The 12,902-nt window shown below is 37.9% G+C and carries 13 protein-coding genes; 9 read left to right on the forward strand and 4 right to left on the reverse strand.

Annotated features, from left to right (window positions below):
• Positions 1–5 precede the first annotated feature (5 nt).
• Positions 6–536: a 1,2-dihydroxy-3-keto-5-methylthiopentene dioxygenase gene (locus ACY3XC_RS08030; RefSeq protein WP_464868118.1), complete on the forward strand. Its 531-nt coding sequence runs from the start codon at positions 6–8 to the stop codon at positions 534–536.
• A 269-nt stretch (positions 537–805) separates the two neighbouring features.
• Positions 806–1,042 carry an aspartyl-phosphate phosphatase Spo0E family protein gene (locus ACY3XC_RS08035; protein WP_464868119.1) on the forward strand — a complete coding sequence of 79 codons (237 nt, stop codon included), beginning with the start codon at positions 806–808 and terminating at the stop codon, positions 1,040–1,042.
• Between the two features lie 21 nt (positions 1,043–1,063).
• Here ACY3XC_RS08035 and ACY3XC_RS08040 read toward each other — a convergent pair whose 3' ends face one another.
• On the reverse strand, positions 1,064–1,795 hold the full coding sequence (locus tag ACY3XC_RS08040) for a ZIP family metal transporter (RefSeq protein ID WP_464868419.1): 732 nt from the start codon (positions 1,793–1,795) through the stop codon (positions 1,064–1,066).
• A 343-nt stretch (positions 1,796–2,138) separates the two neighbouring features.
• Here ACY3XC_RS08040 and ACY3XC_RS08045 point away from each other — a divergent pair, with 343 nt between their 5' ends.
• Genes ACY3XC_RS08045 through ACY3XC_RS08060 form a run of 4 tightly spaced genes read left to right on the forward strand, consistent with a single transcriptional unit; the run spans position 2,139 to position 5,602 of the window.
• Positions 2,139–2,966: an electron transfer flavoprotein subunit beta/FixA family protein gene (locus ACY3XC_RS08045; protein WP_179158498.1), complete on the forward strand. Its 828-nt coding sequence runs from the start codon at positions 2,139–2,141 to the stop codon at positions 2,964–2,966.
• Between the two features lie 32 nt (positions 2,967–2,998).
• A complete protein-coding gene (locus tag ACY3XC_RS08050) occupies positions 2,999–4,039 on the forward strand; it encodes an electron transfer flavoprotein subunit alpha/FixB family protein (RefSeq protein ID WP_179158426.1) in 1,041 nt (346 codons plus the stop codon).
• Positions 4,023–5,318: an FAD-dependent oxidoreductase gene (locus ACY3XC_RS08055; protein ID WP_133369543.1), complete on the forward strand. Its 1,296-nt coding sequence runs from the start codon at positions 4,023–4,025 to the stop codon at positions 5,316–5,318. Before ACY3XC_RS08050 ends, ACY3XC_RS08055 begins: the two co-directional genes overlap by 17 nt.
• Entirely contained in the window at positions 5,318–5,602 is a 285-nt protein-coding gene (locus ACY3XC_RS08060; protein WP_075685099.1) for a ferredoxin family protein, read from the forward strand. The genes ACY3XC_RS08055 and ACY3XC_RS08060 overlap by 1 nt, the downstream gene beginning before the upstream one ends.
• 133 nt (positions 5,603–5,735) lie before the next feature.
• Here the strand turns inward: ACY3XC_RS08060 and ACY3XC_RS08065 are convergent, their stop codons facing one another.
• Positions 5,736–6,083, reverse strand: a complete 348-nt coding sequence (locus ACY3XC_RS08065) for a hypothetical protein (protein WP_464868120.1) — start codon at positions 6,081–6,083, stop codon at positions 5,736–5,738.
• 196 nt (positions 6,084–6,279) lie between these two features.
• Between ACY3XC_RS08065 and ACY3XC_RS08070 the strand changes: the two genes are divergently transcribed.
• Positions 6,280–6,807, forward strand: a complete 528-nt coding sequence (locus ACY3XC_RS08070) for a hemerythrin domain-containing protein (RefSeq protein WP_464868121.1) — start codon at positions 6,280–6,282, stop codon at positions 6,805–6,807.
• Between the two features lie 24 nt (positions 6,808–6,831).
• Here the strand turns inward: ACY3XC_RS08070 and ACY3XC_RS08075 are convergent, their stop codons facing one another.
• A complete protein-coding gene (locus ACY3XC_RS08075; RefSeq protein WP_464868122.1) occupies positions 6,832–8,070 on the reverse strand; it encodes an MFS transporter in 1,239 nt (412 codons plus the stop codon).
• 267 nt (positions 8,071–8,337) lie between these two features.
• On the opposite strand from ACY3XC_RS08075, the gene ACY3XC_RS08080 reads away from it, so the two are divergent.
• Together ACY3XC_RS08080 and ACY3XC_RS08085 are read left to right on the forward strand one after the other, a co-directional pair.
• Positions 8,338–8,778 carry a MarR family winged helix-turn-helix transcriptional regulator gene (locus ACY3XC_RS08080; RefSeq protein WP_464868123.1) on the forward strand — a complete coding sequence of 147 codons (441 nt, stop codon included), beginning with the start codon at positions 8,338–8,340 and terminating at the stop codon, positions 8,776–8,778.
• Positions 8,779–8,874: 96 nt separating this feature from the next.
• Positions 8,875–10,569 (forward strand): M3 family oligoendopeptidase, encoded by a 1,695-nt coding sequence (locus tag ACY3XC_RS08085; RefSeq protein WP_464868124.1) that lies wholly within the window; start codon positions 8,875–8,877, stop codon positions 10,567–10,569.
• 42 nt (positions 10,570–10,611) lie between these two features.
• On the opposite strand, the gene ACY3XC_RS08090 is transcribed toward ACY3XC_RS08085, so the two are convergent.
• Positions 10,612–12,759 (reverse strand): ATP-dependent Clp protease ATP-binding subunit, encoded by a 2,148-nt coding sequence (locus tag ACY3XC_RS08090; protein WP_464868125.1) that lies wholly within the window; start codon positions 12,757–12,759, stop codon positions 10,612–10,614.
• Positions 12,760–12,902: the final 143 nt, after the last annotated feature.

The following is a 12,902-nucleotide window of genomic DNA, read 5'->3' on the forward strand; positions in this document are numbered from 1 at the left end:
TTATAATGGCATACATTACATTTCAAAGTAGAGAAGAACAAATTCTTAATAAAGAAGAAGTAGCGAGTTTTTTAGCGTCACAAGAGGTTATTTATGAATATTGGGATATTACAAAACTTCCTCAATCACTAGTGGAGAAGTATCTTTTGAGTGATGAAGAGAAAGAAGAAATCCTAAAGGTATTTTCAGTAGAAATATCAGATATTTCAGCACGCCGAGGGTACAAAGCTCAAGATGTTATTTCATTATCTGATAATACTCCAAATCTTGATACACTGCTAACAAACTTCAAAAATGAACATCACCATACAGACGATGAAGTTCGTTTTATTGTGAGCGGCCACGGAGTTTTTGTTATTCAAGGCAAAGACGGAGAATTTTTCGAAGTTCATCTAAATCCAGGAGACTTAATTTCTGTACCTGAAAATACAAGACATTATTTTACATTAGAAGAAGATCGTAAAGTAGTAGCGCTTCGAATTTTTGTTACAACAGAGGGCTGGGTACCAATCTACGAGAAAGAAGAAATTCATTAATAATATATTTAAACTGGCTGATTAGACAGCCAGTTTTTTAGTGGAGTTTTAGTAAATATATTTACTAAAACTCCACTAAAAAGGTATGGAAATTGTCGTAAAAGTAGAAAAAAAGACATGAATTTTGTCGAAAAATAGGGTAAAATGCTTGTTTTGTCTACTTTTGCGAAAGTGTTTACTTTTGCCTTAAATCTTGTCATAATTCATCAAGTAACCAATTTTTTTAGCGGTTTAGTGCAAAAGAGTAGGAGTAGGTGGAGAAATTGTATATGTCAGGTAATAGCCCTTCTGAGATGCTTAATGCAATAAAAATTAAACGTGCAATGATGATAAATTGTGCGAATACACAAGGATTTACAAGTGAAGAAACAATTAAATACAGCCAGGAGCTTGATATCTTAATAAATGAGTATCAAAAAGCTTCCCAGCATTTCTCAAGACCAAATGAAGAAATAAAGCTTGCTTTTAATCAAATGATTATGATTTGGCCGAAGGTATGTGTTTAAGGAAATCACCTGAATAAAGTCTTAGAAGATATCAATGATGAGAACCATCACTAAAAGACCGGTAATAAAAGCATAAGTAGAGACCCTCTCATTGCCATCACCATGGCTTTCTGGGATTAACTCTTTATAAATAATAAACAACATCGCACCGGCTGCAAATGAAAGACCATATGGGACAAGCCCTTGAACAAATGAGGTTAAATAAAATCCCATGAAGGATGTAACAATCTCAATTGCACCTGTTAGGGTTGCAAGAAAGAAGGCCTTAAATTTGCTGATTTTTTGATTAACTAAAAAGAGAGCAACAAGAAGGCCTTCTGGCGCATTCTGAAAACCAATTGCCAGCGCGATCAAATTCCCCGTATCCTCTGTTTGTGAAGCATAGCTGACACCGACTGACAAGCCTTCAGGAATATTATGCAGAGTAATGGCTGCAATGATCAACAATGCCTTTTCATCAAAATGAATTCCATACTGATTATGTTCCAAGTCTATATGAGGAATCCTTTTTTCCAGAGTTGTTAATGCCAAAACCCCCAAGAATACTCCCATTGCAAGTGAGACAAAACCACCCAATTTTAATGCCTCAGGGATTAGCCCTATTGTTGAGGCAGCCATCATAATTCCAGCACTAAATGCTAATAACATATCCATCCACCGGTGTGTGACTGATTGATTAATAAAAAGAATGATTAGAGCTCCTGCACCTGTTGATAAAGCAGAAAGTACGCTTCCTACAAACACTTCCACAATTCTCTAGCCTCAACTTTCATCTGTATGAATAGTGTAAATTAAATTATCTACATGATTAGACAGAAACTGTGATTTTTATCATTGTTTATTTTTGAATATTTCTTATAGTTAAATTAACACTATTTTTTAAAAATACTCACTCACATCACGATATCCATCAAATCTTATACTTCTAGAATTTACCTCAATCCTATAATTTATCAATTTTGAAAAAAGAAATCTATCATTGTTTGGTAATATGCTTGTGTTACGAGTCATATATCGTAATATGGCATTTTTTATAACCAAGGAAGGCAAACGCTTTCAAACAAACATAGCCAATATGGGGGAGGGAATGTCCTACATGCACATTGTCGTATGTGTCAAACAAGTACCAGATACAAAAATCATAAAGATTAATCCGAAAACAAACACACTCGACCGACGCAGCGCACCAGCCATTTTAAATCCATACGATGCTCATGCTGTACAAGAAGCAGTAAGCATAAGGGATAAGAATGGAGGTACAATCTCAGTTTTGTCGATGGGGCCACCGCAGGCAACAGCTGTTATTAAAAAAAGTATTGAGATTGGTGCAGATCGCGGATATTTGATTACCGATCGTGCCTTTGCAGGTGCTGATACACTTGCGACGAGTTATGCCCTATCTAAAGCATTAGAAAAAATCAATAAGGAACTCCCAGTCGATATGGTCATTTGCGGTAAGCACGCAATCGATGGAGATACAGGCCAAGTTGGACCAGGTATTGCTAGAAGGTTGGATATTCCGCCTATAACGAATGTAATTGAAGTCTCTGAAGTCAATTTAAAAGAAAAAACAGTCTTAATCAAAAGAAAATTATCGAGCGGCTATGAACTAATACAGGCTGAATTACCTTGTTTGTTAACGGTTGAAAAAGAAATTAATCACATAGAATATTCACCAATGCCAAATATGATACAAGCAGCTAGATATGAACCAGTAATTTGGACTGTAAATGATTTTGAAAATGTTGATCGTTCCCAGCTTGGCCTTAAAGGCTCGCCAACCATTGTTGGAAAAATGTTTACACCTCCACGTCCTGAAGGCGGGAAAAAAATCGAAGGTTCTGCGGATGAGCAAGTTAAACAACTCGTGGATATCTTGATGGAGAAAAAAGAGGTATTAACATTACAGGCATCTAAACAATAAAGATTATTTTTTTTGACGTGGGAGGGGTTTACATGAATTTTGATGAATACCGTGGTGTCTGGATTTTCATTGAGCAAAATGACGGAAAAATTGAGGGAGTTTCTTTAGAGCTCCTTGGAGCAGGACGAAAGCTTGCTGACAAATTACAAGTTCCACTGGCAGGTTTTTTACTAGGAAGTGAAGTTAAACCATTAGCAAAGCAAGTGATTGCTTACGGTGCAGATGAAGTTTACATGGTAGACCATCCTGTGTTAAAGCAATATCGGACAGAATCGTATATGCAGGGGGTTATGCTGCTAGTAGAAAAATATAAGCCGGAAATTATTTTATACGGAGCAACACCCAATGGCAAAGATTTAGCAAGTGCTGTGGCGACAGATTTAGTCACCGGTTTGACAGCTGATACAACTATGCTCGATGTGGATGTAGATAGCCGTTTGCTAGAAGCGAGCCGTCCAGCATTTGGCGGTAATATCATGGCAACGATTCTCTGTAAAAAGCATCGCCCGCAAATGGCAACCGTTAGACCGAAAGTAATGAAGGCACTTGAGCCAGATTCAGGCAAAGCAGGGAAGATTATCGAAGAAAGCATAGATCTCAAAGAAGAAAATATGCGGACAAAAGTGCTGCAAATTGTGAATGACGTAACAAAAAAGGCGAATTTGGCTGATGCACATGTGATTGTCTGCGGAGGAAAAGGGATGGGAGACGTGCAGAATTTCCAGATCCTCTATGAACTTGCAGATACAATTGGTGCAACAGTTGGAGGTACACGTGATGTGGTTGAAGCAGGCTGGCTGCCTCACGAGCTTCAAATTGGTCAGACAGGTGAGACGGTAACGCCTAAAATTTATTTCGCGATTGCCTTGTCAGGAGCAATCCAGCATGTGGTCGGTATGAAAAACTCTGATTTAATCATCGCCATTAACAAGGATCCAAATGCTCCAATTTTTGATGTGGCAACATATGGAATAGTAGGAGATGCATTGGAAATTGTACCTAAACTTATCGAGCAATTTAAACAGCTACGGAATGAAAAGGGCGGTGAAATGAGCTATGCCAGAAAAATTTGATGTTATTGTCGTAGGGGCAGGTCCTGCTGGGACTTCATGTGCACTAGTTTGCGCCCAAAAAGGCTTAAACGTATTGCTTATTGAAAGAGGAGAATATCCTGGAAGCAAAAACGTAATGGGCGGTGTACTATATCGGAAGCAAATGGAAGAGTTGATTCCAGAGTTTTGGAAAGAAGCTCCACTTGAGAGACCAGTTATTGAGCAGCGTTTTTGGATGATGGATAAGGAATCTGTCGTACAATTTGGTTACAAAGGTCTTGAATGGGGTGTTGAACCATATAATAACTTTACGGTATTACGAGCGCAATTTGACCAATGGTTTGCAAAAAAAGCTGTTGAAGCAGGTGCTCTTTTAATCAATGAAACCGTTGTAACGGAGTGTATTGTTGAGAACGGAAAGGTAATTGGCATTCGCACTGACCGTCCAAATGGCGAAGTTTATGCGGATGTTGTTGTCCTTGCGGATGGAGTAAACTCCCTGCTCTCCAAGCAGTTGGGCTTCCATAAAGAATTCCGTCCCGATGAAGTGGCCTTAACGGTAATGGAAGTAATCAATTTACCTAAAGAAAAAATTAATGATCGTTTTAACTTAGAAGATAACCAAGGTTGTACAATTGAGATTTTTGGTGATTCAACAAAAGGAAATCTAGGGACAGCGTTTCTATACACGAATAAGGACAGTTTGAATATCGGGGTAGGTACAACCCTATCCAGTATGATAAAAGCAAAATTGAAGCCTTATGACCTATTAGACTACTTAAAAACACACCCAATGGTAAAACCAATGCTCGCAGGTGGGGAGTCTGCAGAGTATCTAGCACACCTGATTCCTGAAGGTGGATATCGCTCGGTACCAAAAGTAGCTGGTAATGGTGTAGTGGTTGTAGGAGACGCTGCACAGCTTGTTAATGCGATTCATCGTGAAGGTTCAAACATGGCGATGCACTCCGGCTTATTGGCCGCTGAAACTGTAATTGAGGCGAAGTACCGTGGAGATTTCTCGGAATCCAGCTTAAATCTCTACCGTCAAAAGCTTTATGATAGCTTCATAATCAAAGATTTAGAGAAATATAAAGACGCAACACATACATTTGAGAATAATCCGCAATATTTTAAAGAGTATGTTCCGATGATGAATAAAGCGATGAGCAAATTCTTCACTGTAGATGGAACACCGAAACGGGATAAACAAAAGGAAATTATGAAGAGTGTAACATCAGAAAGAGGAACGATTAAGGTAATTCAAGATATTTATCGAGCTTGGAAGGCGGTGAAATAATGTCAACTAAGAATATCGAAGAAAAACAGTACCTTCTTCGTTTTAAAGCTGATACGAAGTCACATTTAACCGTAATGGATGATGATATTTGTGCCACAAAATGCCCAGATAAAATTTGTACCATTTTCTGTCCAGCTGAAGTATACAAGTGGGAAGGTTTAAGGATGCAGGTCGGTTATGAGGGCTGTCACGAATGCGGCAGCTGCCGTATAGGCTGCCCGTACCAAAATATCAAATGGGAATATCCAAAGGGTGGACATGGAATTGTGTTCCGTCTAGCATAATATTAAAGGTGTTGCTTGCGGTTGCGAGCAGCACCTGTTTTTATTCATATGTAATTTGATTTCACTATTTGTAGGTTTATTCACAAGTGAGGGTAAAAAGAAGGTGAAGCAGAAGGGGATATTTTTTTGAGGCTTAACTAATTTTTTCTTGTAGGTTTAAGGTGGAAAGCTGATCTAGTTTACTTGTTGCAGCCAATGAGCATGCAAGCTCATGTGCACGATCCATAGAATTCATAATTGGAGAACAATAGAAAGGTCTCTTCCAATTAAAATCACCATCATAATTAGAGTGATAGATACTTACCTTCCAATGATAGTATATCTTTGCCTGTGGGAGCTGCACTCCTTCAACAGCAATGAGCCAATGTGTAGAAGGTGAATCAATATCATAAGATTCGTATTCCTTTATTGCCAGTAGGTCATTGAAACCGATTGGTATCAACGCCTTTTGATAAAAGTCATGATAATTAGGGGTTTTCATGTTCTTGCCCTCCCTTTTTAGTTCTAACTATATTATATGCTAGTTTATGAGATTTTTTGATGGTAAATGTTAAAATTTTTCGAAAATTAAAAGCGCCTTCATATCATTTTCCTTAATTTGTATAGATGTGACCGGTGTCACAACATTTTAAATGACATACTTTTATACTAAAAACAAGTTAATGAATAAGAGGTGTATGCAGATGAGTGGCTGTATGAGCAGTTTTGGAGGAATGGCTCCTGTAGAACTAAGTAAAGGACTAAATCAATTAAAGTCAGAGCATCCTCCGTTAATAACACAATTAGAGGGATTATTCAAATTAACCAAGCAAATCGAAGAGGATTCTACTAGTGATAATACCTTTGCAGAATTGATCATGAAGGTTAATGAATTTAAGGCAGCACTCGATCCACATTCAGAACGGGAAGAAGGAGTTCTATTTCCAATGATGGGTGTATATATAGGCACAACCTCTGGACCGATTGCTGTTATGGAATATGAACATGATCAAGCGAAGGCAAAAATTCACGAATTTCTAGAAAAAGCTGATAGCAACCAAACAGTGGAGGAAAAGAAAAACTTAGCTGAATTAGTTAAGAATGCTTACTCCATTTTAACGGAGCACTTTGCTAAAGAAGAAAATGTCCTCTTCCCTATGGCAGAGCGTATGCTATCAGATGATGAAAAAGAAGAGCTTTACCAAAAAATTCAAGAAATAAAATAAGGATGGGGCCAACCCATCCTTTTTCTAATTCTCATGATTCCATTTTTGGACCATTTGATCACTTGGAAGAAGGAAGGCCAATAATCCAAGCAATGGCAGAAAACCAATCGAAGAAACCATGGCAGACATACTAAATAAATCTGCTATAAATCCAAGTCCTACGGAACCGATAGCCCCCATACCAAAGGCGAGTCCAACGGTTAGTCCAGACATTGTCCCGATTTTCCCAGGTACAAGCTCTTGTGCAAACACCACCGTAACTGAAAAATTGGTCATTAAAATAAATCCTGTAAGCGTAAGAAAGATAAATGCAATAAAAGATGGTACAAAAGGAATAAGAATAGAAAATGGTATAGTCAGTAACATGGAAATAGATATTAATTTTTTCTTCCCGAATCGGTCAGCCAGCGGGCCGCCAAAAAAAGTACCAAAGGCGCCAGCAATTAAAAACGCAAATAGGAAAAGCTGTGATTCCTTAATCGTCAGGGAGTATTCTTCTATAGCAAAAAAAGCGTAAAAATTAGTCATTCCCGATATATACCATGATCTTGCAAATATCAGTAATAGAATTAAAAATAGTGATTGTTTAACCTTTTTTGAAAGACCAGTTTTATTAGATGACATTGAATTTTTCTTTTTTATTAAAGGCAGGTTTTCAACTAATCTCTGTTTATACCAATTAGCGATGTAGATTAATAACAATACTGCCAATGCAGCAACAAGCGAAAACCATGAAGCACCTTGCTGTCCGAGTGGGACAAGGATGAGTGCTGTGATTAGTGGAGCTAATGCCTGCCCCGTATTACCGCCCACTTGATAAATGGATTGTGCCAGTCCTCTTCGCTTCCCTGCGGCCATATAGGCTACCCTTGATCCTTCAGGATGGAAAACAGCTGACCCAAGTCCAATAAAAATGACTGAAAGAACGATCATACCGAAGGAAGGGGCAAACGCCATTCCAAGAACACCACCCAATGTTAAGGTAAGTCCTATTGGTAGTACGAAGGGCATTGGTCTTTTATCTGTGACGAATCCAACTACTGGCTGTAGCACAGACGAAACCATATTTAAGGAAAAGGCAATAATTCCAAGTTGAGTAAAGGATAACCCCATTGATTTTTCTAGAATTGGAAACATAGCTGGGACAACAGCTTGTATGGCATCATTAAGTAAATGACAAAGCCCGATGATAAAAAGAATATTAAACATTGTTGCGTCTGATGTTTTTGGTGCTTTTGCTGTTACTGCTGCTGGTTGACTCATATTTCACCTCGTTTATATTATATCAATCTTTTAATAACCTTATCTTACATAAAATCTGTAAAAATGAGAAACGGATTGTTTCAAAGTTCGGAATAATTAAATATAATTAAGTGGACAGTACCGATTGTAAGAATAGGTTAAATTGACATCAACTCAAAATTTTCTTATAATAATCTTGAAGTCGAGATAATAAGAAAAGCGGAAGCGCCTTGGCGCTGCAGCTAGACAATAAGAAAAGCGGAAGCTTAATAAAAAGGATGAGTTTTTATGGAAAATGATTCAGTATCTCAATCGTTGAAGCTATTTATTGTTCTCTCAAGAGCATATAAGGCGATTAATGAACATGTTAATAAAGTGATTCAAGCAAGTGGCTTGAACCCGACTGAATTTGCCGTATTAGAGCTTTTATATCACAAAGGTGATCAGCCAATGCAGCAGATTGGCGGGAAAATTTTACTTGCAAGCGGCAGTATCACCTATGTTGTTGATAAATTGGAACAAAAGGGACTGTTGATTAGGATAGCTTGTCCAAATGACCGACGTGTTACATTTGCACAAATTACAGATAAAGGGAAAGACTTTATTCAAGAGGTTTTCCCAGAACATGCGCAGCAGATCCATTCACTAATGTCTAGTTTGACAGATTCTGAAAAACAGGATGCGATTGAATTGTTGAAAAAACTTGGATTGCCAGCAGGGAAATTTTAATACGGCTCATGCCGTATTTTTTTCTTTTTAAAGGAATATTAATGGATAGTGTTGAATTGAATATAGTTGAAATTTATAGCTAAAGGGGATGTTTCAATGAGATTTGAAGAGTATACATATACCCGTCCCAACCTAGAAAGTATTACAGGGCGATTTGAGGGTGCAATAGAAAAATTTAAAAATGCAAATTCAGTAGAAGAGCAAAGCTTGGCGATGAACGAAGTAAATGAAATTAGAAATGATATTGGCACAATGTTCAATCTCTGCTATATTCGCCATTCAGTTGACACTAACGATGAATTTTATAAAGCAGAGCAAGATTATATGGATGAAATGCAGCCGGAAATTGAGGGGCTGGTTACTAAATATTATCAGGCACTTGTTCTGTCCAAGTTTCGCAACGAATTAGAAGCTAAATGGGGCAAACAATTATTTGCCTTAGCTGAAGGACAATTAAAGACCTTTAAACCGGAGATAGTTCCTTTATTACAAAAAGAAAATCGACTTTCAACACAGTATACAAAACTTATTGCATCAGCAAAAATTATTTTTGAAGGGGAAGAACGCACCCTTGCGCAATTAGAGCCTTTTACTGAATCAACTGATAGGGAAATGAGAAAGCGTGCAAATGAAGCGAAATTTGGATTTTTAGCTGAGCATGAGGCAGATTTCGACCGAATTTATGATGATCTTGTTAAAGTAAGAACGGAAATTGCCCATGCGTTGGGGTATGAAAATTTTGTTGAGCTTGGCTACAACCGAATGATGAGAACAGACTACAATTCTGAGATGGTGGCGAATTTCCGTCAGCAGGTGAAGGATTTTATTGTTCCAATTGCAACCTCTTTAAAAGCGCGGCAACAGGAACGAATTGGCGTGGATAAATTAAAATATTATGATGAAGGCTTCAAATATCAAACAGGCAATGCAGTACCAAAGGGCAGTCCTGAATGGATTATTGAAAACGGACAAAAAATGTATGAAGATCTTTCAAAGGAAACAGGAGAGTTCTTCCAATTTATGCAGGATAACAACCTAATGGACCTTGTGGCAAAGAAGGGTAAAGCTGGTGGAGGTTATTGTACATTCATTGAAAACTACAAAGCTCCGTTTATTTTTTCAAATTTTAATGGGACTTCTGGGGATATTGATGTGCTTACACATGAAGCAGGGCATGCCTTCCAGATTTATTCAAGCAGGAATTTTGAAATCCCTGAATATTATTGGCCAACTTACGAGGCTTGTGAAATTCATTCGATGAGTATGGAATTTTTTACTTGGCCATGGATGGATTTATTCTTTAAGGAAGATACCGATAAATATAAATTTTCACATTTAAGTGATGCTTTATTATTCCTGCCGTATGGTGTTTCTGTTGACGAATTCCAACACTGGGTATATGAAAATTGGGAAGCGTCACCGCAGGAACGAAAGCAGCAATGGCGCGAAATTGAAAAGAAATATTTACCTCATAAAGAGTATGACGGGAATACTTATTTAGAGAATGGTGGTTTCTGGCAGCGTCAAGGACATATTTTCAACTCACCTTTCTATTATATTGATTATACCTTAGCACAAATCTGTGCCTTCCAATTTTGGAAACGTTCGAGAGAAAACCAAAAAGAGGCTTGGATTGATTATGTAAATCTTTGCAAGCTTGGTGGCAGTATGTCATTTACAAGACTTGTGAAAGAAGCTAATCTAATCTCACCTTTTGAGGATGGCTGTGTACAATCTGTTGTTGGCGAAATAGAGGTTTGGTTAAATTCTGTTGAGGACCAAAAGTTATAATCATAAATGAAAAGCGAAGCCACAAAGGCTTCGCTTTCCTTATTAATAAACTTCTATATTTCCTGAAGTTACTTTCAGATGACCATCTTCGACGATAGCGGATAAATGATCTTCCCCAGGCTGATCTAGAATAAAGTCTGCGATTCTATCCTCTATATGCTCTTGAATCACTCTGCGAAGCGGACGTGCACCAAATGCTGGATGATAGCCTAACTCTGCTAGTTTTTCTTTTGCTTCTAGGGTAATAGTAAATTCAATATTTTGTTCTTTTAGGGTTTCCTGTAAATCATTTATCATTAAATCAACTATTTGCATGATATGTTCTTTATTAAGGGAGTTAAATTCTATAATACTATCAAAACGGTTTAAAAACTCTGGCTTGAAGAAGCTGCCCAGTGAATCTAAGATAGAAGTTTCTGCTATTGCCTCATTCGTACCGAAACCAACATGAACGGTTTTGTGTCCTACCCCAGCATTGCTAGTCATGATAATAACAGAGTCCTTAAAGCTAACGGTTCTTCCTTGACTGTCTGTTAGACGCCCGTCCTCGAGAATCTGCAAAAACATATGCTGGACATCTGGATGGGCTTTCTCAATTTCATCTAATAAAATAATACTGTATGGATTCCTTCGTACTTTTTCAGTTAGTTGCCCAGCTTCGTCATGACCTACATAGCCTGGCGGTGAACCGATTAGTTTCGAAATGCTGTGTTTTTCCATGTACTCACTCATATCGAGTCGAATCATTGCTTCAGTTGAACCAAACAATTCTTCGGCGAGTGTTTTGGAGAGCTCTGTTTTACCAACCCCCGTTGGACCGACAAAAAGGAAAGAGCCAATCGGACGATTCTTTGATTTCAAGCCGGCACGGCTTCTCCTTATGGCCTTTGCCACCTTTTCAACAGCTTTTTTCTGACCGATGACTTTTATATTTAGACTTTCTTCAAGGTATTTCATCTTTTGCTGCTCATCTTCTTGTAATTTACCAACAGGAATACCGGTCTTTTGTTCAATAATTTCTTGGATATGTGATATCTCGATAACAGGTCTACTGAATTCAGATGTTTCATTTAATGACTTTTCTAGCTTAGCTTCTTCGTCACGAAGTGTTGCTGCTAGTTCATAGTTTTCATTTTTAAGAGCCGATTCTTTTTGAAGGGATATTTCTTTTATTCGGTTCTCAATCTGCTCCTTGCCATTACCATCTGAAGATAGGTTTAATTTAGAACCTGCTTCATCCAGTAAGTCAATAGCTTTATCCGGCAGGAAACGATCTTGGATATAACGGTGTGACAACTGAACACATGCTTTTAGTGCAGCATCAGAATAGCTTACTTCATGAAAGTCCTCATATTTTTTCTTTATTCCTTTTAAAATTTCAATGGCTTCCTCGGCTGTTGGTTCTGTAACCTGAACGGGCTGGAAACGACGTTCTAAAGCAGCATCTTTTTCAATTTGACGGTATTCCTTCAAAGTAGTTGCACCTACTAGCTGAAGTTCACCTCGTGCGAGAGCTGGTTTTAAGATATTACCGGCGTCCATAGACCCTTCAGCTGAACCAGCCCCCACTAGTAGATGAATTTCATCAATGAACAGGATAATATTTTTACGCTCCTGTAATTCTGCAATCAATTGCTTCATTCTTTCTTCAAACTGACCGCGAATACCTGTGTTGGTGACTAAAGAAGCAACATCTAGCAAATAAACTTCTTTATTTTTTAATTTAGCTGGCACTAGTCCATCGACAATTTTCATTGCTAGACCTTCAGCGATAGCGGTTTTCCCGACACCAGGTTCACCAATTAACACCGGATTATTTTTATTACGGCGATTCAATATTTCAATAATCCTTTTAACCTCTTCATCACGGCCAATCACGGGGTCAATCAGACCGGCTTTGGCCATATGGGTTAGATTTCGCCCAAATTGATCAATAAGGCCACCTCCCTTACGCTCGCCAGCCTGCTGCTGGCTCTTTGGCTGGATCGTTTCATTAGGCTTCATATTCAAAAATAAATCTTCTAAAGGAAAACCAGGGAAGTAACTCATTTTAGGTACAAACCCAGGATTGATTTTATTTTTATTAGCAGCATAACATTCATGACACAGCTTCATATCACTGTGAGATCCGTTAAAGTTTAGTTTTAATTGAACAGTGGCTTGGTTTTCTTTACACAATTGACAAAGCATAAAATAAACCCTCCTAAAATAAAATAGATATTTTTGACTTTGACTATATTTGACCTTATGCAAATAGTATACTTTGACCTTTTTTGACTTTCAAGTAGTCTGCTTATGGTAATATCTTCAAAGGAGAATTTGTACTCATTATA

It is taken from the genome of Bacillus sp. CZDM1 (assembly GCF_055502545.1).

What these genes read in the sequence shown, in the direction of transcription:
- ACY3XC_RS08030 (WP_464868118.1), top strand. Translation starts at nt 6, where the DNA reads ATGGCATACATTACATTTCAAAGTAGAGAAGAACAAATTCTTAATAAA.
- ACY3XC_RS08035 (WP_464868119.1), top strand. Translation starts at nt 806, where the DNA reads ATGTCAGGTAATAGCCCTTCTGAGATGCTTAATGCAATAAAAATTAAA.
- ACY3XC_RS08045 (WP_179158498.1), top strand. Translation starts at nt 2,139, where the DNA reads ATGCACATTGTCGTATGTGTCAAACAAGTACCAGATACAAAAATCATA.
- ACY3XC_RS08050 (WP_179158426.1), top strand. Translation starts at nt 2,999, where the DNA reads ATGAATTTTGATGAATACCGTGGTGTCTGGATTTTCATTGAGCAAAAT.
- ACY3XC_RS08055 (WP_133369543.1), top strand. Translation starts at nt 4,023, where the DNA reads ATGCCAGAAAAATTTGATGTTATTGTCGTAGGGGCAGGTCCTGCTGGG.
- ACY3XC_RS08060 (WP_075685099.1), top strand. Translation starts at nt 5,318, where the DNA reads ATGTCAACTAAGAATATCGAAGAAAAACAGTACCTTCTTCGTTTTAAA.
- ACY3XC_RS08065 (WP_464868120.1), bottom strand. Translation starts at nt 6,083, where the DNA reads ATGAAAACCCCTAATTATCATGACTTTTATCAAAAGGCGTTGATACCA.
- ACY3XC_RS08070 (WP_464868121.1), top strand. Translation starts at nt 6,280, where the DNA reads ATGCAGATGAGTGGCTGTATGAGCAGTTTTGGAGGAATGGCTCCTGTA.
- ACY3XC_RS08075 (WP_464868122.1), bottom strand. Translation starts at nt 8,070, where the DNA reads ATGAGTCAACCAGCAGCAGTAACAGCAAAAGCACCAAAAACATCAGAC.
- ACY3XC_RS08080 (WP_464868123.1), top strand. Translation starts at nt 8,338, where the DNA reads ATGGAAAATGATTCAGTATCTCAATCGTTGAAGCTATTTATTGTTCTC.
- ACY3XC_RS08085 (WP_464868124.1), top strand. Translation starts at nt 8,875, where the DNA reads ATGAGATTTGAAGAGTATACATATACCCGTCCCAACCTAGAAAGTATT.
- ACY3XC_RS08090 (WP_464868125.1), bottom strand. Translation starts at nt 12,759, where the DNA reads ATGCTTTGTCAATTGTGTAAAGAAAACCAAGCCACTGTTCAATTAAAA.